Here is a 19561-nt window from a genome sequence, read left to right as displayed (position 1 = left end):
GTCAAATGACGCCAGCCGATCGGGCTCGCTATGAACAAATCGCCTGTGGTGACAGCGCAGGTGCCGTCGCCCCACCCGAATCGGCAAGGCAGTTTCGATGACAACCAGCGGCAATCGTGGTGCGATTCCTCGAACGCCGGTTCGCTTCCTTTCCCTCAAAATGCAGTTTGAATGTCCAGTCGTCGTCGTGCCCGTGAAATTGTTCTTCAGTTGCTTTACGAAGCCGACGTCAACGAGCCGCGCAGTCCACAGGATGCTCGCGAATTTATTCGTTCCCGGATGCAAGGACGAACGGCATTAACGGCGTTTGGCGAATCGATCTATTTGGGCACGCTGAAACATCGTGAAGCCGTCGACAAACATCTTGCCAGGCTCGCCAAAGGCTGGACGCTTTCACGGATGGCGATCACCGACCGAAACGTGATGCGGATGGCGGCTTACGAAATCATGTTCTCGGAAACGCCAGGCAAAGTGGCGGTCAACGAAGCGGTGGTCTTGATCAAACGCTACGGTGACAAGAACAGCCCCCGTTTTGTAAATGGAATCCTCGATCGGCTGTTGAAAGAGTTCGAAGCACCAAAGGTGACCGCCAGCTCCGATGCCGCACCGGTTACCGATTCGGCACCGGCTCCCGATTCGGCTGAAGAATCGAATCCGGACTCAGGCAATTGATCGAGTCCACTGCCCTACCCTTCATCGAAACCGATGCTTGATCCGGCGAGTCTGATCGGAATCGCGACAGTCCTTTCGATTGGGATTTTCGTTCAGTCCGCCGCAGGGTTCGCCGCGGGACTACTGATCGTCCCAATCTTGCTTTGGTTGGGTTATAGCATCCCCGAGGCGAGCGTTGCCCTGTTGGTTGCAACGGTGCCACAAAACGTGATGGGTGTCTATTCGCTACGCGACTCGATTCAACCGCGCAAACTTCTTTGGCCGGGAATCGCGCGAATCGCTTTCTATCCGATCGGGATCGCGGCCTTGGTCGTAATTGAGCAAACATTGTCGGTCGACCGAATTCGCCAGCTTGTCGGCGGCGCGGTGCTGGCCGCTACCATCGCGATCATGCTCTACCGCCCTACCCCGAAACCATCGATCGCCGCATTCTGGGGCTGGATCGCGTTTCCGGTGTCAGGATTCTTGCAAGGACTGATTGGCATGGGTGGTCCCGCGATGGTGTTTTGGGTCCAAGCCCATGACTGGTCAACGCGTCAAATCCGTGGTTTCCTTTTTTCGATGTACTTGGTCAGCCTTGGCCCCGCACTTGCAATCCTGTTGCTAAAGTTCCGCGAACGTGTCTACGCGCCGGCGATGATGGCGACCCTAAGCCTGCCTGCCCTGCTGTTGGTCACTTGGCTGGGACTTCGATTCGGAAATTGGTTGGGAAAAGAACGCCTTCGACGCATCACCTTGGGCCTACTATTGCTGCTGGGACTGGTCGGCTTGGCGTCACCGTGGCTGCGTCGCTAGACGCCCAAACGCTGGGACAGGATTGGCGTTGGTCGGGCCGATTTGGCGTTGGTTGGGCCGATTTGGCGTTGGTTGGGCCGATTTGGCGTTGGTCAGGCCGATTTGGCATTGGTCAGGCCGATAAAGATAAGCTCGCTTACCATTTGAAACACATCGCATCTTCGCAAAACAAATCGAGTACATAGATGGATATTGGATCGTTGCTCACCGGCGATGCTTTGCTCGCGCTTTTCACACTGACGTTGATGGAGATCGTCTTAGGGATCGACAACATTGTCTTCATCGCCATCATCACGGGACGATTGCCCGAAGATAAACGGTCGTCGGCGAGACGCTTCGGATTGGTGCTGGCAATGGGGATGCGAATCCTACTATTGCTGTTCATCGGTTACTTGATGCAGTGGGTTGGCCCGCTATTTGAACTGACAGATTTCGTCACGATCGAATCATTGGCGGAGTATCTACACGAACACGAAGAAGCCAATGAGATCAGTGGAAAAGATTTAATCCTGCTCGGTGGTGGTCTGTTCCTGATGTGGACAGCGGTTCGCGAGATTCACCATAAAATCGAAGGCGGCGAAGACGAATCCGAAGTCGGCAACATGCCCGGCGATCAAGGCGGTTCGTCTGACGGTATCGATCCGATTGGCGAGTCCAATGCGGCATCCGTGACTGTCGGCGGCGTTCTATTCCGAATCGCATTCATGGACGTCATCTTTTCGCTCGATTCCGTGATCACCGCGGTGGGCATGGCAAAGCAGATTCCGATCATGGTCGCAGCGGTCGTCATCAGTGTCGGTGTGATGATCGCCTTTGCCAATCAGATCAGCAACTTTGTCCAGGACCATCCGACGATCAAGATGTTGGCACTTTCGTTCTTGATCTTGATCAGTGTCGTGTTGGTCAGTGAAGCCACGGGGACACCGATCAGCAAAGGCTATGTGTACTTCGCGATGGCATTTTCACTGATGGTGGAATTTCTAAATCTAAGGATGCGGATGAAACGCTACCGGCCAAGTTCCGGTGAAGGCGAAACGGGAAGTCTGCGGCGATAGTCGTGCCGCCGATAACTGCTAAGGAATCGCGATCCGGGAGTCTCGGTGTGAAACCGCAGCGCCGGCTGATCCGGCATTTCGGCAGTGATCGGCCAGCAACCGGATCGAAAAATGCGTCGAAATAATCAGGCGATGGGCGATGTAGATGCCGTCAGCCCTCGCCCGATGGCATAATGGGAAGCTTCCGTCACAACGCCGAAATTGGCGTTCTCTCAACTTCCCTTCTCACCTGATTCCCCCGCCATGAGACAGACTCGTCGATCTCTTGTTGCGTTCGTATTGTCAGCGATCGCGACGTTTACCCTTGCCGCTTCTCAGCTACGCGCACAATCCGATTCGACAATCAACGTCGGAAAGGCTGAGCTTTCAACGGGCGATACGATCGTCTTTTTGGGCGACAGCATCACTCACCAGCGGCTGTACACCCAATACATCGAAGACTTCTTCATCACACGATACCCCAACATCGAACTGAATTTCCACAACGCTGGCATCGGCGGCGACCGAGCTTGGGACGCGTTGCAAAGACTTGATCGCGATGTCCTACAACAATCACCAGAGTTGGTGACCATTTTGCTGGGAATGAACGATGGTCGTTACCAACCGTTCAACCAAGAAGTCTATGACACTTACAAACAGGACATGACGACGCTGCTGGATCGTCTTGAAGCGGCGAAGACGACCGTGTCGCCGATCACACCAACGATGTTCGATGCCGAAGCGGCTCGCAACCGTCTGAAACAGCGACCACGAGATCCATCGATGATCGCCCAATACAACGCCGTGCTGGCATACTTCGGAACGTGGCTCCGTGACGAAGCGGATCAGCGTGGGATGCAATCGATCGATATGTTTAGCCCATTGAACCAGCTAACACGTGAAGCACGCAAAGAAGACATCACATTCACCTTCATCTCCGATTCGGTTCACCCCGGACCTGCGGGACAATTGATCATGGCTCATGCATGGCTCGAAAACCTCGGCCAACAAGGATCCGTATCAACGATTGTGTTGACGCCATCGCCCAAAGGCTATCGTGGACGTGGCCGCGGAGGCGAAATCACCGAACTGAGTTCTGATGACGATTCCATTGAGTTTACTTTCCTGGCTAACTCGCTTCCTTGGGTGACTCCCGAAGCGACCAACAAAGCCGCCCAGATGCTGCGACTGGATCACCGATTTAGCAAAGAATCTTTTCAGGTTCACGGATTGGCACCCGGGAAATACGCGTTGGCCATCGACGGAACCGCAATCGGCGAATTCAGCAATACACAATTGGCTTCGCACGTTGAATTGCAACGCTTCCCCAATACACCACAATCCCTTCAAGCGACCAAAGTGATGGAGATGAACGCGAAGCGGAACGAGACAACCATCCGGCGTCTGCGTGATCACTGGGTCGCGTACCGAAATCTTCAGCGCGACAAACACGCTTTGGAAGAAGCGACCGATGACGCGGCAAAAGAGAACTATCAAAAACGTATCACTGCAGGCGAAGAACGGATGAAAACGTTCGAAGAAGAGTTGGTCGCGATCGAAAAACAAGCGAGCGAAGAGCTGCACGCAATCTATGAAGCCGCTCAGCCGGTTGCGCACCGATACGTGTTGAAACGCGTTGACTGATTGCTAAACCGGTGCGATTGGCTGATCCCAAACGTACCCTTGGATCCGTTTCAAACGAACATGAAGGTGGCCGAATCGCTTCGGCCACCTTTTTTATTGTTCTAGTTTCTATCGATCAGTCTACGTAAATGACTGAGACGACTGCGTGATTGCGACTGGTTGATCTTCAGCTTTGATCTTCCAAAGAGCCGCCTTCGTGCTTTGAGGAACTAGAGCCGAAGAGCGTTCCTCCCACGGAGTGGAAGGAGACAATATGATCAACAGTCTGCTATGCCTTGCGGCCTCGCAATTTGTTCAGCTCGGGCAGTTGCACCGAAATAGCATACTGAAGCGCAAACGCCTCACCAGGCTTCAGCCATCCTCCCCAGCCATCGATCAGCACCTCATCACCTTCGGGATGCGGCATACCATTGAACTGCAAATTGACCTGCGGTGTTTGCGTGGCTGTCGAATATGCCACAATCGGCCACCCGGCTGTCTTCAGAAAAGCTGCTTCCAACACAGACTTGGGATCACTGGTCAGTCGCAAGTCCACTAAATCGTGGTGACTCGAATTATGAATTTCGACTTCGAGATCCATCCGCAACGTATCGCTCGACTGCTTCTCACCCATCGTGCCAACGACCTGCAGTCGAACCGTGACTTCTTCGGAATCGACGAACTCTGGATCGGCATTGGGGGCACGATCCGATTGTTCGAAGCGTGTCACTCTTCGTCCCGACAGGCTAATTGGGCGTCGCACCGCCTGAAACACGAGACCGTCCTGCAGGCGTTCGGCAATCTCTTGAATCGATGCTTCGTAGGACGCGTATGGGTCGTCTGGATCGGCTTTCGACTGCGATGAATGTTGGTCCAGATCATCACTGCCCAGAAAATTTGCCAACGACTGTTCGAACGCGCTAAACAGCTCTTCATCGATCGCGAACACATCATGGCTATAGCGATGCGTTGACTTGCCCTCGGAGACTGGTCGGGGTTCGGCAGGCTTCGTAGGTCTTAGTGCTCGATTAAATATCGTTCCTTTGTCGAACGAATTGCCTTCCGGTAATAGCCGATTTGGATAACGACGTTGGCTGCTTTCACTGAGACGTTCATAAAATGTATCGGTATTGGTGTCGTCGCTATCGGAGCTGCCAGACTTTCCGGCCGGCCCGATCATGCACAGACATCGCTCCGAACATTTTTCGCGAGTCATTCGCCCGACTGCTTTTGCTTCCGCGTTGGCGACAAACTTTCCACCAACAGTGATTTTCCCAAACGCGATCGGATCCACTTCGATCGTCAACTGCAACGTTAGTGTTTCCCCCGGAGCAAGCTCTGACGGGGCTTTACTGGCATTGACGATCAATGGCGAATGGAAGGTGCCGTCGTATAGCGGATTCATCTCGACGACGTGCAATTCTTCACTTGGGATCTTAGTCGGACGCGACACAATGCCGACGAACGCATTGCCGATCGACGCATCGAAATCCTGTGAAAGGCTAATTTGTTCGAGCGTATCGGTCCCAATGTTTCGCAACTGCAGTTCAAACGTCAAATCGACATTACCATCGATCCCAGAGATCGCCGCCGCTTGTCGGACGACCTGTTGCGTTAACTTCATCGCAGAGTGGCAGCGAGGCGTCGACTCGTTGGTCGATTCGCCCGGGAAAGCAAACGGTCGCTTGTTGGAACGAGTTCCGCGGTCATCGCTTGAATTATTCAAAACACCCTCAGAAACGAAGTTGTTGAGGCATCAATTTTTGACGCCAGTCGAAAAGGTCTGCTACAAGAAACCGTGTTGGCCTTTGTGCAGTGATTGAATGCGCCCAGCATTTACGAAGACGCCCCGCTTCATTTAGCGGGTTGATCAATCATCAGAAAAACAAAATCGAACACGATCAATCGCACATGACTTGCACCATGATTGATCGCCGCGACAACCTTCGTAACGGCCGAGGGCAGCCCCTCACCAAAGTCATTTGACAACGAAAACGGCAACCCCATCAGCGACTTCTCTGATGGCGCAAACCGTGCGGAATGTTCCGATGAAACGGTTTTCGCTGTACTTTGACGTGGGTACCTCGATGGGGATCTGCGGGTCAACGAAGGTGGGGTCACACCACGCAGCATCCCCAAACAAACTGTTGATGTTCAGGTTTGGTATCCCTGATAGTAGTCTCGGACGACACAACACCAGCGGAAACGAACGCTCGCCTTCAAAGAGTGAAGGGCGACAATCGCAAATCAACAGGCTAACAATGCGACTTGGGAACGTGTCCTCTTGTTGGTTTGCTAAAACAACATCGATAGCTCATCGCTTTCGACAAAGACGTCGTCACGCTCAGAACCGAGAACGATATCGTTCGAAGAAAGCTCCGTGACAGCGATATCGAATGCCTCAATACTTTCGCCCTCGCCATCGGATACCGCGAGGCGGCGTCCGATTTCGTTGATCACGACCAATGCATCGATGATGCTGACCAGTTCGTCACCTTCGACATCCAACGCCAGCCCCGTCGCTTGAGCTTCATCGGCGATTGTTTCGGTGGTTCCGAAACGGGCGAGGAAGTTGATCACGAGCAATGCGTCGAGCGGAGACACGGCCCCATCGCGATTGACATCTGCGGTTAGCGTCGCGTTTTGAAGTGATACGCTTCGCACGGAGCACGCAGCCAAAACGCCGGAACAGACATCGGCCTGAGGATCGAACAACGAGATGGTGATTCTTGCGATCGGTGTCGTTGATGAAAATGCGTGACCTAACAACTCTCCGGTCGGTAGGCCTGTTCCGATAAAGTCATCGAGCCCGGAATGCCTTTGAATCGGATCGTTCGTTTCCAGCCCTATGCCACCGCCAGTGGAGAATGCCGCACCACCGCTGGGATCGTTAGCTTCCGTTCCAGCATCCAAAATATCTCGGCCATGGATCGTAATTTGCTTTGCACCGCGAAAATTCCCTTGAGCATCGAACAACTCGTACTGCCGTGAATTACGATTCCCGACAAATGCATCGTTCGACGGAATCACCATACTTGCGAAACTGAAATAACGGTTTGCAAATGATTGATGTACTTCCACGATTTGGCTGACACTTTCACCGGGATCGAACACCGGTGCTCCCGCGAATCCTCCCGGTGCAAACACCACGCTTCCGCTACCATCGGTTTCGTTTGCGAAACGTACCGCCAGCTCGCCAGGATCGCCTTCTTCGGCGATTGATTCCAGACCTGGGAAGTCTGCCGCGTTCAACCCACCGCGCGCGACTTCGAAACCTCCATCGTGTAGACCAACCCAAAATGGTGTCAGATAAAGTCCATCACTTGCGGTCAGCGACTCGACAGTGACCTGCAACCGCACACCGACTTGCACATCAAATTCACCGATGGGATATCCCATCACTCCCTGGCCCAAGGTATCGACGACTTCGTCCGATACCGCAGTAACGAAATACGTGCCATTGTCTCTGGCTGTAAACGGATCGGACGCCGGAGCAACGGCATAGCTGACAGTGACTGTTGTATCGCCGGACTGTGCCGCGGGATCGATTTCGAATCCGTGAACTTCGAGCGTCTGATTGAGCGGGCCAAGGATACGAATGTCGTCTTCATCAATCGACGACAGATCGATCCCCGAGGGATCGCGATAAGTCACTTCGACATGATGAAGTTGTGTTCCAGCGACGGTGACATCGTTTGCGTGTACCTCGGCCGTTGGTCCTGAAAGGTCGATCGGCAACTGGGTGGAACCGGCGAGCCCGATGGTGATCCGCGCGATCGGCGTCGCCGGAGCAAAACTGGAATCCAAATCAGTCTGGCTTGGCAGTTCTGCACCGATAAAATCACTTAGTCCACGATGGCGATGGATCACACCGGACTCTTCCATCCCGGTACCACCAGCTGTGGTGAACGCGGCGCCAGAATCCGGATCGTTCTCTTCGGTTCCGGCATCCCAGATATCGCGGCCGTAGATCGTGATCGTCTTTTGTCCCAGAAAAAAGCCTTGCTGGTCAAAAAGTTCGATCGACCGAGGATTCAGATTCGCGACGAACGCGTCGTTCGAAGGGATGATCATGCTTGCGAAACTGAGGAATCGATTTTCGTTGGTATTAAACACCGACAAGCTCGCATGATCCGATTCACCGGGTTCAAACACTGGAGCCCCAGGGAAACCTGACGGCGCGGTCACCACGGTACTCGCACCATTGGATTCAGAAGCGAACCGCATTGCCAATTCAGAAGGGTCGCCTTCCTCGGCGATCGTTTCTAAACCTGGGAACGAAGCCGCGTCTTGCCCTGCGGCGGCAATTTGAAAACTACCATCATGGACACCTATCCAAAACGGCGTTTGAAGCAGTCCGCCACTCGGCTGCAGATTCTCCACCGAGATCTCTAGTGCGACCGGCAGATAGACTTCGAAGGAACCGAGTGCTTGGGTTTGGGAAGCATTGCCAAACGCGTCGTTAACTTGATTGCCACGAAGGCTGATGAAGTACAGCCCGTTGTCATGAGCAGAGATCGGACCGCCGTGAGTGGTCCTGATTTCGTAGGTTGCGACGACGGAGTGGTTGGTATCACCCTCGATCGCATCCGTTGTGACGCCGACAACTTCTAAGTCGCCCGCAACAGTCCCAAGGATTTCCAAATCGTGGATATCGATGCTATCCACATCGATCCCCGACGGATCGTTGTAAACGACCTGTACTTCGTGAACGCTTTCACCAGATGTTTGTAAATCTTCAACGTGCAGTGCTGCGGCAGGTCCATCAAAATCAATCGGAATTGTCGATTGTCCTTCCATGGAAATCGTGAATCGACCGATCGGAGTCAATGCGTCAAAAGCGGCACCAAGATCATCACCCGTTGGAAGTCCTGTTCCGACAAATTCGTCCAATCCTGTGTGGCGATGAATGACACCATGCTCGTCGAGCCCGCTACCTCCAAGTGTGCTAAAGGCGGCACCGCTATTGGGATCGTTGACTTCCGTTCCGGCATCCCAAATATTGTTTCCGTAGATTGTGATCGTTTGGGTTCCCTTGAAATTTCCAAACGCATCAAACAATTCGATCATCCTTGGATCCAAGTTTGCGACAAATGCATCATTGGAAGGAATGATCATGCTGGCGAAGCTGAAGTACCGCTGCGCAAGTGGGTTGCTGATCTCCAATGCTGCCGTCGAAATCTCCCCTGGTTCAAAAACCGGTGCTCCCGGAAAACCATCGGGCGCCAATAGCACATTTGACACCCCGTTCGATTCGCTCGTAAAGCGAATGTCCAGTTCAGAAACAGCGCCCGTCTCCGCGAGTGTCTCCAGACCTGCGAACCCTGAAGCACTCGTGCTGGCAAGCCCGATGCGAAAGTTGCCTTCGTGTGCGGCGAACCAAATCGGCGTATTTGCCAGCCCAAAGGTGTCGCTCAAGTTCTCGAACGCGATATTGATACTCATCGGTATGTCGACTTCGAAATGTCCCAGCAACCTCGCATCGGCATCGTGGCCAAGCGGATCGTTGACCGCGTTTGCTTGTAAGACAACGCTATAGATTCCGTTGTCAATCGATTCAAAGCTCGATCCCGGCGAGGCGATTCGATACGTTGCGGTGACTTCGTGAGGAGTGGTTCCAGGCAACGCATCAACCTCAACAGACACCACATCCAAAGAGGCCAACGACGGCCCGACGACTCGGATATCGTCGACTGAGAGACTCGTTAGATCGACGCCCGATGGATCGCTGTAGGTAACCCGCACTTCATGAAAACTCGATCGGGCTTCCAACGTCGATGCATCAAAAGCAACCATGGGCCCGTGTTGATCGAAGGCCCCTTGGGGATCAGAATCCAGGGCAATCGTGATTCTTGCGATGGGCGTGTTGGCACTGAAAGCTTTGCCGAGATCGTCTCCCGTGGGCAGTCCGGTCCCTACAAAATCGTCCAACCCCACATGCGTCATCACGACGCTATTTTCATCAACTCCGCTTCCTCCACCAGTCGAAAACGCGGCCCCGCCCAAAGGATCGTTTACCTCAGTACCCGCGTCGAGAATATCACGGCCATAGACAACGATTGATCGAGCCCCAGTAAAGTTGCCGGCCAAATCAAACAGTTCGATCGAGTCGGGATCCAGGTTTGCAATGAAAGCATCGTTGGATGGAATCACCATTGATGCATAGCTGAAATAACGCTGCGTCATCGGATCCGACACCATCAGCGTTCCCGAAGCAACTTCGTTCGGCTCGAATACCGGAGCCCCAGCGAACCCGTCCGGTGCGGTAATCACCGTATCAACTCCTGTCGTTTCGCCAGCAAATCGGCTGGCCAAAGCTGCGGGGTTTCCTTCTTCAGCAATCGTTTCCAAACCACCGAAGTTGCTGGCAGGTTGGCCAATTTCCGCGACCTGAAAACCACCATCGTGTGCGGCAACCCAAAAGGGCGTCTCTGAAATTCCGCCCGCATCAGAAAGGTTTTCGATTGTGATTCGCAATGTTTCCGCGGCTAGCATTTCGCGGCGTTCCATCGCTTCGATCGTCAGTGGATGCTTACAAGATCGTTTCCCTTTGGCCCGCTTACCCGGTAGAAGACTTGGGGCGAAAGGCTGTCGTTTGAACCATTTTGCACTTCGGTTCTTCCACTGGCTGCGTTTCATCTTATAAACACCCGCGAATCGAATCGGAGGAAGCTTGAGTAGAGTTGTTGGCGGCCAAGGTCGACCAATCTCTATTGAACGATTGTCCGGTCAGCGCCAAATCCCTTTGGACCAATTGTTTTGGTTTGAAACATTGGTCGCGGTCTGGATCTCTAATTCACATCCAATCCGTCAATTCTTTTCTTTTTTTCGACGGCCCATGAATCTCGCAAACCATTCGATTGGCGAAGAAGACTCGTCGGTATCCCGACATTCATCACCGTCGGTCGAGCTCGAATCGATCGTTGAAACGCTTGAATTTGCAGTCGATCAATTCGGTGACTCACTGTACCGCTATGCCTTCAGAAAGACAGGTTGCGATGCAAGCGCGGAAGAACTGCTGCAAGAGACTTTTCTAGCGGCGCTGGCAAGCGGCAAGAGCTTTCGAAACGAATCGACGTTGTCGACATGGCTGTTCGCGATTCTGAAGCACAAACTCGCCGATCACTTTCGAAAGTTGCAACGAAGCCCGAACACAGATCCCGCCACGATTGCTGAAGACGAAATCGCATCGGCGCGTTCCTCGAAGCAGACTCCGGAAACCATTTTTGAAAACGACGAGTTTTGGGAAACCTTTCACGGCTGCGTTGATCGCTTGCCAAACAAATTGGCAGAGGTTTTCATCCTGCGTGAAATAAACCAACATTCTCCCAAAGAAATCCGTGAACTTCTGGGCATCGGTGCGACGAACCTTTCGATGCGACTCAATCGGTGTCGCCTGGCATTGCGTGAATGCCTGAATCTGCGTTGGTTTTCTGATCGCGATCAATAGTCACGTGCGAACACTTTTTCAAAAACTGAAACTGATTTTAACGCTGCGTTGTGGTCAAGCTTCACAGTTGATGTCGGACTCTTACGAGCGCGAACTACAGCCTCATGAACGGGCGGCATTGCGAGGCCACAAGCTGTCCTGCGGAAACTGTTGCCAGCTCGATCGGGATCTAAAGGTCGTCGTTTCCGCAAGTCGCCACCACAATAACGACGGCGTTGACCATCATGGTGAAAATCGCGAGGATCAAGAGCTAAGCGTTGCCGCACGCGAGCGTATCAAAAACCAGATTCGCTCGGCGTCGACAGCCGGCGATCCTCCGGTGTAGTCGACGAACCATCGATTGCGCAAACCAAGCCCCCTGCCCTGCTTCGATGACCACCCCAAAGAATTCAACCTCCCATTCCCCCCCATTACCGAAACTGATCGTTTTCGATTTGGACTTCACTCTTTGGGACTGTGGTGGCACGTGGTGTGATTGCCTGACACCCCCCTTCAGGTATTCCGAACAGCTACCAGTTGATAAACATGGTCGCCGCGTTGAACTTTACAGAGACGTCGCCGCGATCTTGGACTTTTGCGATGCTTCCGCGATTCCAATGGCACTGGCATCGCGAACCGAACAACCACGATGGGCTCGCGAGCTGATCGGAATGTTAGAAATCGAACATCGATTCGCCTACGCAGAGATCTATCCGTCTTCAAAGTTTCGCCATTTCGACGCACTGCGGCACAGCAGCGGTATTGGATACGACGACATGCTGTTCTTTGATGACGAAATGCGAAACATTCTTGACGTCTCGTCGCTTGGCGTCACCGCCGTCCATGTCCCAGCAGGGATCAACGCGGCTCTTTTTGCCCAGTGGGTACCGTCCTTCGGAACCGCATAAAGTTATCCGCCGAATGAATCTTTGGTGAAGCCAAGTGGTCCGGCACTGTCCGCCGTTGTACCTTCGCATCAGAAGTTTGATAAACTGCCGCATTGGCTGAATGTGACTGCCAATGTTGCCGTTACGAATCTTAGTGCCCTCTGATCAGTCTCCTTTGATGGGACGTCCGGGCCGAAACTTCGCTTCTCACCCTCGTTTGGTACTGTGGAAGATCCGCAAACAGACGACTGCCTGGACGCGCCAACCGCACAGGGTCTCGACGCACCGACAGACATCGGTTCGCCAGCCTGTGATCTCGATAGCCCCACGCCAACTCCGGCTCGCGGTCAGGGGACACATTCACATCCGACACCGATTTCCGGTCAAGTGATTGATGACTACGAAATCGTTCGTGAAATCGCCCGCGGTGGGATGGGAGTCGTCTACCTTGCCAAGCAGCAACAGCTCAATCGGTTCGTCGCGTTAAAGATGATCCTTGAAAGCAGCACGGCAAGTGCAGCGGAGTTAGGACGATTTGAAAATGAGGCCAAAGCTGCCGGCGCACTGGACCATCCCGGCATCGTCCCGGTCTACGAAGTCGGCTCCTTCGAAGGTTGTCCGTATTTTTCAATGGGTTACGTCGACGGGAAAAGCTTAGCCTCGGTTTTATCCGAAGGCCCCTTCGCCCCGAAACGTGCCGCTGAACTGGCCAAAGCCGTCGCGTTAGCAGTCGGGCATGCACACGATCAACAGATCATCCATCGGGACATCAAGCCCGCAAACATTTTGATCGACCGCGATGGAAATCCCCGACTGACCGATTTCGGTGTTTGCAAATTGATGGCCGGTCAAAGTCAATTGACAACTCATGGTGAATTGATCGGCACGCCTCACTACATGCCTCCCGAGCAAGCTGGCACTCCGGATGCGATGATCGGACCGACATCCGATATCTATTCGATCGGCGCCGTCTTGTACGCAATGTTGACCGATCGACCACCCTTTCTTGCCCCATCGCCGATCGATGTAATCACGCAGGTGATGACGAAAGACCCTGTGCCGCCGAGTCAGTTCTTCTCGGGGATCCCACAAGATTTAGAAACCATCACCCTAAAATGCTTGGCGAAAGCCCCCAAGGACCGGTACCAATCGGCGACCCAACTTGCCGAGGAATTGAGCCGCTTCCTTGATGACGAACCCATCCTCGCGAAACCTCCCGGTCTTGGAAAACGCTTGACGCATTGGATTCGTCGCCACGTGCTACTTGCCAGCGTTTCGGGAAGTATGGCTTTCCTGCTGGTCTTCCTGCTGCTGCTGCTCGGTATTGCACTTGCCCAGTCACAGGCAAAAATCGCTCGGCTACAGAACCTTCTGGAAGTCGAACGAAATGGCGCACGGCGATTCACATCGACTCGCTTCGATTCGGACTCGTCGCGTCATCAATTCGATGTTGAACGTTTAACCGATGCTGCAATCGAATTTGTTGATGAAGATCGACAATTGTCGCTTCATCTGTCAGTTCACGCCGCCGAGCTGGCGATCGAACATCGCTTGGCGTTTCCCGAGCGACTGACCAACTTTTTAATGCAGCTCGCAGCAAAAGATTCGGCAACAGCGAACAGTGCCATCGCGAACGAAGAATTGCTTGTCGAGCAGGCTCGAAAGCAGATCACAAGAGAGCTGACGGATTTTGAACAGAAGGTCTACGGGCTTTTAGATCGGCCGACAGTTCCAATCGAACAGAATGAATCCAATACAACAACAACCAGCAACGAGGCATCTTGATGAGTCAGAATTGGAAATTGGTTGTCAGCGAAGGACCTGACCAAGGACGTGAATTTGCGCTCAGTGACACGACAACGCTATTGGTCGGTCGAGGAAGCGATAGTGACACCAAGATTCGCGACCCCAAGGTCAGCCGAATCCACTGCGAAATCCGTGTCGACGATTCGACTCCCGTGGTGATTGATCGAGGCGGTGCTGGAGGAACAATCGTCGATGGCGAGGCCATTGCGAACCCACGTCGCTTGAAATCCGGATCGATCATGAAAATCGGTGAATCCATTTTGCGAATCGAAAGCGGGACGCAGACCGACGAACCGACCGTCCGCTTCACGGTCAGTCCGGATGCGATTCCAAACGACGAGCCTGTCATGATTGGTAATGTCACGGAACTTGTTGGACAAACACTTCACAACTATCGGCTCGATGAATTAATCACGATTGGACGCAACAGTGCGATCTTCAAAGGGCACGATGTCAAACGCGACAAAACCGTTGCGGTAAAAGTTTTATTGCCTCAAATGACAGCGACCGATGAACAGCGAGAACGCTTTATTCGAGCGATGAAAACGGTCTTGCCGATCGAAAATGCCCACATTGTCAAATTGATCAATGCCGGAAAGAAAGGACGATATTGTTGGGCCGCCCTGCAGTGGGTCGAAGGGACGAGCGCAACAAAGTTGATTGAAAGTATCGGAATCGGCGGCACACTCGATTGGCGACGGGCATTCAGATGCGGCTTACACATCGCGCGAGCTCTCGTTGCGGCATCTGAACACGGGATCGTTCACCGCAACATCACGCCGGCAAACATTTTGCGCCGCGACAAAGACGATGTTTATATGCTGAACGACCTGGTATTCGCGAAAGCTCTAGAGTCAACCGATGCATCGCAACTGACCAAGCCCGGGGACATTCTGGGCGAGCTAGGCTACTTGGCCCCCGAACGAGTTCTCAATGCGACTGAACTGGATGTCCGAAGTGACTTCTATGGTCTAGGCGCGACGATGTATGCACTGCTGACCGGACACCCACCCTATGCGGCCAATTCGATCGGTGAGTGGATTCAGTCGGTAAATTCCGAAACGCCGCCAGCGCCATTCAAATCACAGATCGGAATGGATGAACGGCTGAGCGACCTCGTGATGCGGCTGATCGATCGCGATCCAAACAACCGCTTTTCGACTGCAACCGAAGTCCTCGAAGATTTCAAACGAGTCGGCACTTTCGCCGGAATCGACATCGATAAACTTTAGTCTTGTTTTGTTTGCTGTAGGTACGACGCGATCTTCTCGAGGTTCGCGACGACAGGAGCCATGTCGATCGCAGGATCTCGATTTTTGTGATAACGCATGCCTGACTGATTAAGCCAAATGCCGTTGTCGGATTGACTATCGATGACCCGACGCAGTTCACGCTCGTCGACTTTACGTGAGCGAGAGACCTGACTGGGACCGGTTCGCAACACTTTCTCATAACGGCGTTGCAACTGGTCAACTTTGCTTGAAAGCTGAAACCCATAGTGCGTTGGCATATTGCTGTCGCTGTAGGTCAGCTGGTATTGCAGATCAAAATAAAGAGGACGATTTGTTTTCAGCTCATAGAACCGTGCGACGCGGCCATCATCGAGTTCGCAGGTCTTTAGATATTCTAGCGCCCTAGGGATCGGTTCCAAGTATTTCTTTTCGCCGGTGTGTTGATACACATCGATCAACGTCTCGATCACACCAAATGATTCGCTGGTTGTAATCGCTGGCGGTTCGAACTTTCTTGCCCAGATGGGCTCCATCGACGCATTGTATTGCTGGGCCCATGCTGGCTGAGGTTCAGGCATTTGTGCATTCAACAATGAATCAGCCAAACGCAGTGCCGCATCACGAAATCGCTGATCCTTGTAAACGCGTTCGGCTTCGAACAACACGTCCATCATGTCGGCAGCCAGATGATCATTCAGCGTATAGCGATACCAATACTCGTGATGGCCCGTGTACTGTCGCGACCATTCACTCGGATAGCTCGCTGGAACTGCGGCTGCGGTGTGATCGGAAGTTTTCTGATCCGTCCAAACCTGCGGAAAACCTCCGTTTTTGAACTGGCCATTTTCCAAAAGCCCTTTCAGCCCATAGACCGCCGTGTCATGCACACCCTTATTCTTGAAGTCTAGTGCTTCATCCAGAGTGATCAGGAACAAGAGCGCCGACTGAGTCTTGTTGTCATCCAAGCTTGATTGATCTTTTCGCTTCCGATGCGGAGGTTCAACGCGATATGCCCACTTCTTTCGTTGATCTGGATCGAACTCGATCGACGCCTGCCATCCGCCGCTGTGCATCTGCCCCAGACGCAACGCTTCGGCTGCCGCCAATGCGGCATCACGAAATTGCAGATCGCCGGTCGCTTGATAAAGATGCGTCAACGCAAGCCCGACCGAAGGTGTCCCGGGCGGCTGCACCCAAACGGTATTGCCTTTGACAATCCCCTCGCCTTCCTTCAATTGCAGGTCAGCGGAGTATCGCCAAAGGTATCCACCGTGAGTGCTGACGTGATCAGTTAAGAAACTTGTGGCACGCTTTGCCGAATCGAGCGCCGCGCCGACGAGCCGGTCGCTTGGTTCTTCGGAATTTGATGACCGGGTTTCAACGGATTGCTCGCGTGTCTGACCGTTTGCCGGCGGTGCAAACCAAAAGTCGCCAACTGCCAAAAACGATAACGCCGCAAGCAAAACGTGCCAGTACTTCATTTCTATTCCGTCGAGGGTTGCAATGTCCGAACGAAGAAATCTCGCATCCGACGTTTACCGTACCGCCCCCCATCACTGTGTCCCATCGATGGGACCATCAGGAATTCGAAGTCTTTGTCAGCCTTAATCAATGCGTCAACCAAGCGATAAGTCGACTCGGGCGGCACGTTGGTGTCGAGTTCACCCACCACAAGGAACAGATTCGCGTCCAACCGGTGAGCGTTATCAATGTTACTCGATTCCGAATAGTGCTGTTCAACCGGATAGCCCATCCATTGCTCATTCCAACTGGATTTGTCCATTCGATTGTCATGGCAACCACAGGAAGCGTACGCGGACTTGTAAAAGTCGTTGTGGAAAAGTACAGCACCACACGCGTTTTGCCCGCCCGCTGAAGTTCCGAAAATGCCGACTCGACTTGTATCCATCGCCGGGAACCTGTCGGCGGCTGCTTTGATCCAAGCGATCCGATCTGGGAACCCCGCGTCTTTTAGATTGTGCCAGCAGACGTCGTGAAATGCTTTCGACCGGTTCGCCGTACCCATCCCGTCAATTTGCACCACGACAAACCCCAGCGAAGTTAGATCCTGGTGCCGGGACGAGTGTAGGTATCGTGTGGGAACGTGTGAGTCATGCGGACCAGCGTAGATCGCTTCGATGATCGGATAGTAGTTCTTTTTCGAGGGATCGAAATCGGCCGGAAAATACACGTTGCCCCAAATATCGGTCTCGCCGTCACGACCTTTCGCGCTAAACCGTTGCGGAAGGCTCCAGTCGGATGTTTCATCGATCCGTTGGGCCTGAACCAGATCGCAAATCAGCTTTCCATCCGACACACGGCGCAACTGATGCAGCGGTGGACTATCAACGCGACTGCTTGAAACGATCAGGTAGTCACCGTTGGGCGAAAACTCGTACGTGTGATCGCCATGGGCCTCTGTCAACGCGACCAGCATGTCACCGTCCAAGGAAGCGCGAACAAGGTGTTGCAAATAAGGATCTTGGTCTTCATAGAATGACCCGACAACCAAATCGATTGTGCGTGCCTCTTCGTCGACTTCAGCGATCTTACGGACAAGCCAATCGCCGTTGGTGATCGCCAAGTTCTTAATCTGATCAAGCTCTTGCTCGGTCCGTTCCGCCGTCACGGCGAAACTGTTTTCGGCATCATTCAAATCAACTAGATACAGATGCCGATAGCCACTCGCTTCGCTGGAATAGACAAATTCGTCAGTCTTATTCAGGTAGGTTACTAGCGGCACGTTTGGTCCATGCATGGTCCAAATGAACGTATCTGTCGACTCATCAACTGCGGTTCGTACACTTGCCGCTGCGGGATCAACCACAAAGACACGAAACCGTTGATGACCGCGATCTACTTTTTCAAAGACGATCTGGTTATCACCAAGCCAACGGATTTGGGGTCGTCCGAAGTCGACAGTCGGAACCTCGCAAGCCACCTGTGTTCCATCTTCTACGTTAAACACATGAAGAAGAAATTCGTCATACGGATCGCCGGGGAGACGATAGGAATGCTCGTGCACAACCGCACGACCACCGCCTCTTGGCGATGATTCGACCATCGTCACTTTCTCTGGTTGGTGCCGAATCAACTGCCAACCGGCTAGAAAGCGGCTGTCGGGTGACCAAGCGAAGTTGACCAATTCCGATCCATCAACCCGAGTCAAATCCTTTGCCGAATCCCGACCTTCATCGACTGACCAAACTTTCAAAACCGATGTTGTCCCGCCTTGCTCTTGCTCAGTCGTCTCGATCGCAAAACGTTTCGATTCATCTTTCGAATGGCTGGCCGCATCACCAAAGCGATTCCCGAATCGACGAGGGCGACGGTTCAGGTTTTCGGGTACCTCAAACGTCTGCTTAATCTTCGCGACCAGTGGTCGTGACGCCGCAATCAAACTGCCATAGAAACGACGGCCTTCACCACGTCCGGCAGACCGTACCATCCAAGCGTGTCCGCTGAAGGTGTGCTGTGACTTAGATTCACCGGGTTCTAAAGTCCCGTAGCCGGTCGGAACGCCACGCATGTCCAACCAGAACAGCTCTACCTTTTCATCGCTTTCGTTAACAAATGTAAGTTCCGTATCGGTCGCCGATGTTTCCGATGTCGGAAGCGGTCCGCCGGACAAGGTTTGTCGGGGCCCAGCGGACTGATTGTCTACCGCAGTGATTTCACCGGTTTGGCAATCGACCTGTCGCTCAACTCGTTCGCCCGAAGGTAGTTCTTCCAAAAATGTGAAATGGGTCTCGTCAATCCATCGAGGTACGATTCGCTGGTTGATCGTTCGAGCTGAACGATTGCCCTCGCTCTCAAGTGGACTTGGCGCTGCGAATACACCTTGTGAACAAAGGACGACAAAACAGAGTGAGAATGAGGTGACTCGGAGTGTTATTAAACTCAACTGAATTCTCTCAATCGTTGGACTTAATGGTGGGCAGACTTCATCGACGCAGAGATTCGATCGCTTTCGATTCGACGTCGGGTAGGGTCCATGAAAACGCAGTGAAAGCCGGGTCGAGATCAGCGCTCGACCGGTTCAATGGGTGACAAGATTGTAACTAATCGGCCAGTCAAAATTCC

Annotated in this window: 12 protein-coding genes and 1 pseudogene; 9 read left to right on the top strand and 4 right to left on the bottom strand. The window is 53.1% G+C overall.

Annotated elements, in window-relative coordinates; genetic code table 11:
* Window positions 1–171: 171 nt before the first annotated feature.
* The 4 genes and pseudogenes from nusB to LOC67_RS16525 all read left to right on the top strand — a co-directional run.
* A pseudogene (gene nusB / locus LOC67_RS16540) lies at window positions 172–594 on the top strand (transcription antitermination factor NusB); the annotation flags it as partial.
* Between the two features lie 111 nt (window positions 595–705).
* Window positions 706–1467, top strand: coding sequence for a sulfite exporter TauE/SafE family protein (locus tag LOC67_RS16535; RefSeq protein WP_230263716.1), 762 nt, complete (start codon window positions 706–708; stop codon window positions 1465–1467).
* A 185-nt stretch (window positions 1468–1652) separates the two neighbouring features.
* Complete coding sequence (locus LOC67_RS16530) at window positions 1653–2522, top strand: TerC family protein (RefSeq protein WP_230263715.1); 870 nt, start codon at window positions 1653–1655, stop codon at window positions 2520–2522.
* A gap of 243 nt (window positions 2523–2765) precedes the next feature.
* Entirely contained in the window at window positions 2766–4145 is a 1380-nt protein-coding gene (locus LOC67_RS16525; protein WP_230263714.1) for an SGNH/GDSL hydrolase family protein, read from the top strand.
* Window positions 4146–4413: 268 nt separating this feature from the next.
* Here the strand turns inward: LOC67_RS16525 and LOC67_RS16520 are convergent, their stop codons facing one another.
* The gene (locus tag LOC67_RS16520; RefSeq protein ID WP_230263713.1) at window positions 4414–5850 is read right to left on the bottom strand and encodes a hypothetical protein; all 1437 of its coding nucleotides are present in this window, start codon (window positions 5848–5850) and stop codon (window positions 4414–4416) included.
* 569 nt (window positions 5851–6419) lie between these two features.
* A complete protein-coding gene (locus LOC67_RS16515; RefSeq protein ID WP_230263712.1) occupies window positions 6420–10763 on the bottom strand; it encodes a spondin domain-containing protein in 4344 nt (1447 codons plus the stop codon).
* A gap of 199 nt (window positions 10764–10962) precedes the next feature.
* Here LOC67_RS16515 and LOC67_RS16510 point away from each other — a divergent pair, with 199 nt between their 5' ends.
* The 5 genes from LOC67_RS16510 to LOC67_RS16490 all read left to right on the top strand — a co-directional run bounded on the left by LOC67_RS16510 (window position 10963) and on the right by LOC67_RS16490 (window position 15478).
* Complete coding sequence (locus LOC67_RS16510) at window positions 10963–11574, top strand: sigma-70 family RNA polymerase sigma factor (protein WP_230263711.1); 612 nt, start codon at window positions 10963–10965, stop codon at window positions 11572–11574.
* Between the two features lie 4 nt (window positions 11575–11578).
* Window positions 11579–11899 carry a hypothetical protein gene (locus LOC67_RS16505; protein ID WP_230263710.1) on the top strand — a complete coding sequence of 107 codons (321 nt, stop codon included), beginning with the start codon at window positions 11579–11581 and terminating at the stop codon, window positions 11897–11899.
* A gap of 46 nt (window positions 11900–11945) precedes the next feature.
* Entirely contained in the window at window positions 11946–12461 is a 516-nt protein-coding gene (locus tag LOC67_RS16500; RefSeq protein WP_230263709.1) for a magnesium-dependent phosphatase-1, read from the top strand.
* A 204-nt stretch (window positions 12462–12665) separates the two neighbouring features.
* Window positions 12666–14225 (top strand): serine/threonine-protein kinase, encoded by a 1560-nt coding sequence (locus tag LOC67_RS16495; RefSeq protein WP_230263708.1) that lies wholly within the window; start codon window positions 12666–12668, stop codon window positions 14223–14225.
* Complete coding sequence (locus tag LOC67_RS16490; protein ID WP_230263707.1) at window positions 14225–15478, top strand: FHA domain-containing serine/threonine-protein kinase; 1254 nt, start codon at window positions 14225–14227, stop codon at window positions 15476–15478. The genes LOC67_RS16495 and LOC67_RS16490 overlap by 1 nt, the downstream gene beginning before the upstream one ends.
* On the opposite strand, the gene LOC67_RS16485 is transcribed toward LOC67_RS16490, so the two are convergent.
* Together LOC67_RS16485 and LOC67_RS16480 are read right to left on the bottom strand one after the other, a co-directional pair.
* Window positions 15475–16959, bottom strand: a complete 1485-nt coding sequence (locus LOC67_RS16485) for a pectate lyase (protein WP_230263706.1) — start codon at window positions 16957–16959, stop codon at window positions 15475–15477. The genes LOC67_RS16490 and LOC67_RS16485 overlap by 4 nt on opposite strands.
* Window positions 16960–16961: 2 nt before the next feature.
* A complete protein-coding gene (locus LOC67_RS16480) occupies window positions 16962–19382 on the bottom strand; it encodes a prolyl oligopeptidase family serine peptidase (RefSeq protein WP_230263705.1) in 2421 nt (806 codons plus the stop codon).
* Between the last annotated feature and the right edge of the window lie 179 nt (window positions 19383–19561).

Source organism: Stieleria sp. JC731 (assembly GCF_020966635.1).
GTDB lineage: Bacteria > Planctomycetota > Planctomycetia > Pirellulales > Pirellulaceae > Stieleria.
The sequence above is the reverse complement of the archived record's forward strand: the minus strand, read 5'-3'. Positions and strand labels throughout refer to the sequence as shown.

Bases quoted from the DNA above. Each gene is read 5' to 3' on its own strand.
- LOC67_RS16535 (WP_230263716.1), top strand. From the start codon at position 706: ATGCTTGATCCGGCGAGTCTGATCGGAATCGCGACAGTCCTTTCGATT.
- LOC67_RS16530 (WP_230263715.1), top strand. From the start codon at position 1,653: ATGGATATTGGATCGTTGCTCACCGGCGATGCTTTGCTCGCGCTTTTC.
- LOC67_RS16525 (WP_230263714.1), top strand. From the start codon at position 2,766: ATGAGACAGACTCGTCGATCTCTTGTTGCGTTCGTATTGTCAGCGATC.
- LOC67_RS16515 (WP_230263712.1), bottom strand. From the start codon at position 10,763: ATGAAACGCAGCCAGTGGAAGAACCGAAGTGCAAAATGGTTCAAACGA.
- LOC67_RS16510 (WP_230263711.1), top strand. From the start codon at position 10,963: ATGAATCTCGCAAACCATTCGATTGGCGAAGAAGACTCGTCGGTATCC.
- LOC67_RS16500 (WP_230263709.1), top strand. From the start codon at position 11,946: ATGACCACCCCAAAGAATTCAACCTCCCATTCCCCCCCATTACCGAAA.
- LOC67_RS16490 (WP_230263707.1), top strand. From the start codon at position 14,225: ATGAGTCAGAATTGGAAATTGGTTGTCAGCGAAGGACCTGACCAAGGA.
- LOC67_RS16485 (WP_230263706.1), bottom strand. From the start codon at position 16,959: ATGAAGTACTGGCACGTTTTGCTTGCGGCGTTATCGTTTTTGGCAGTT.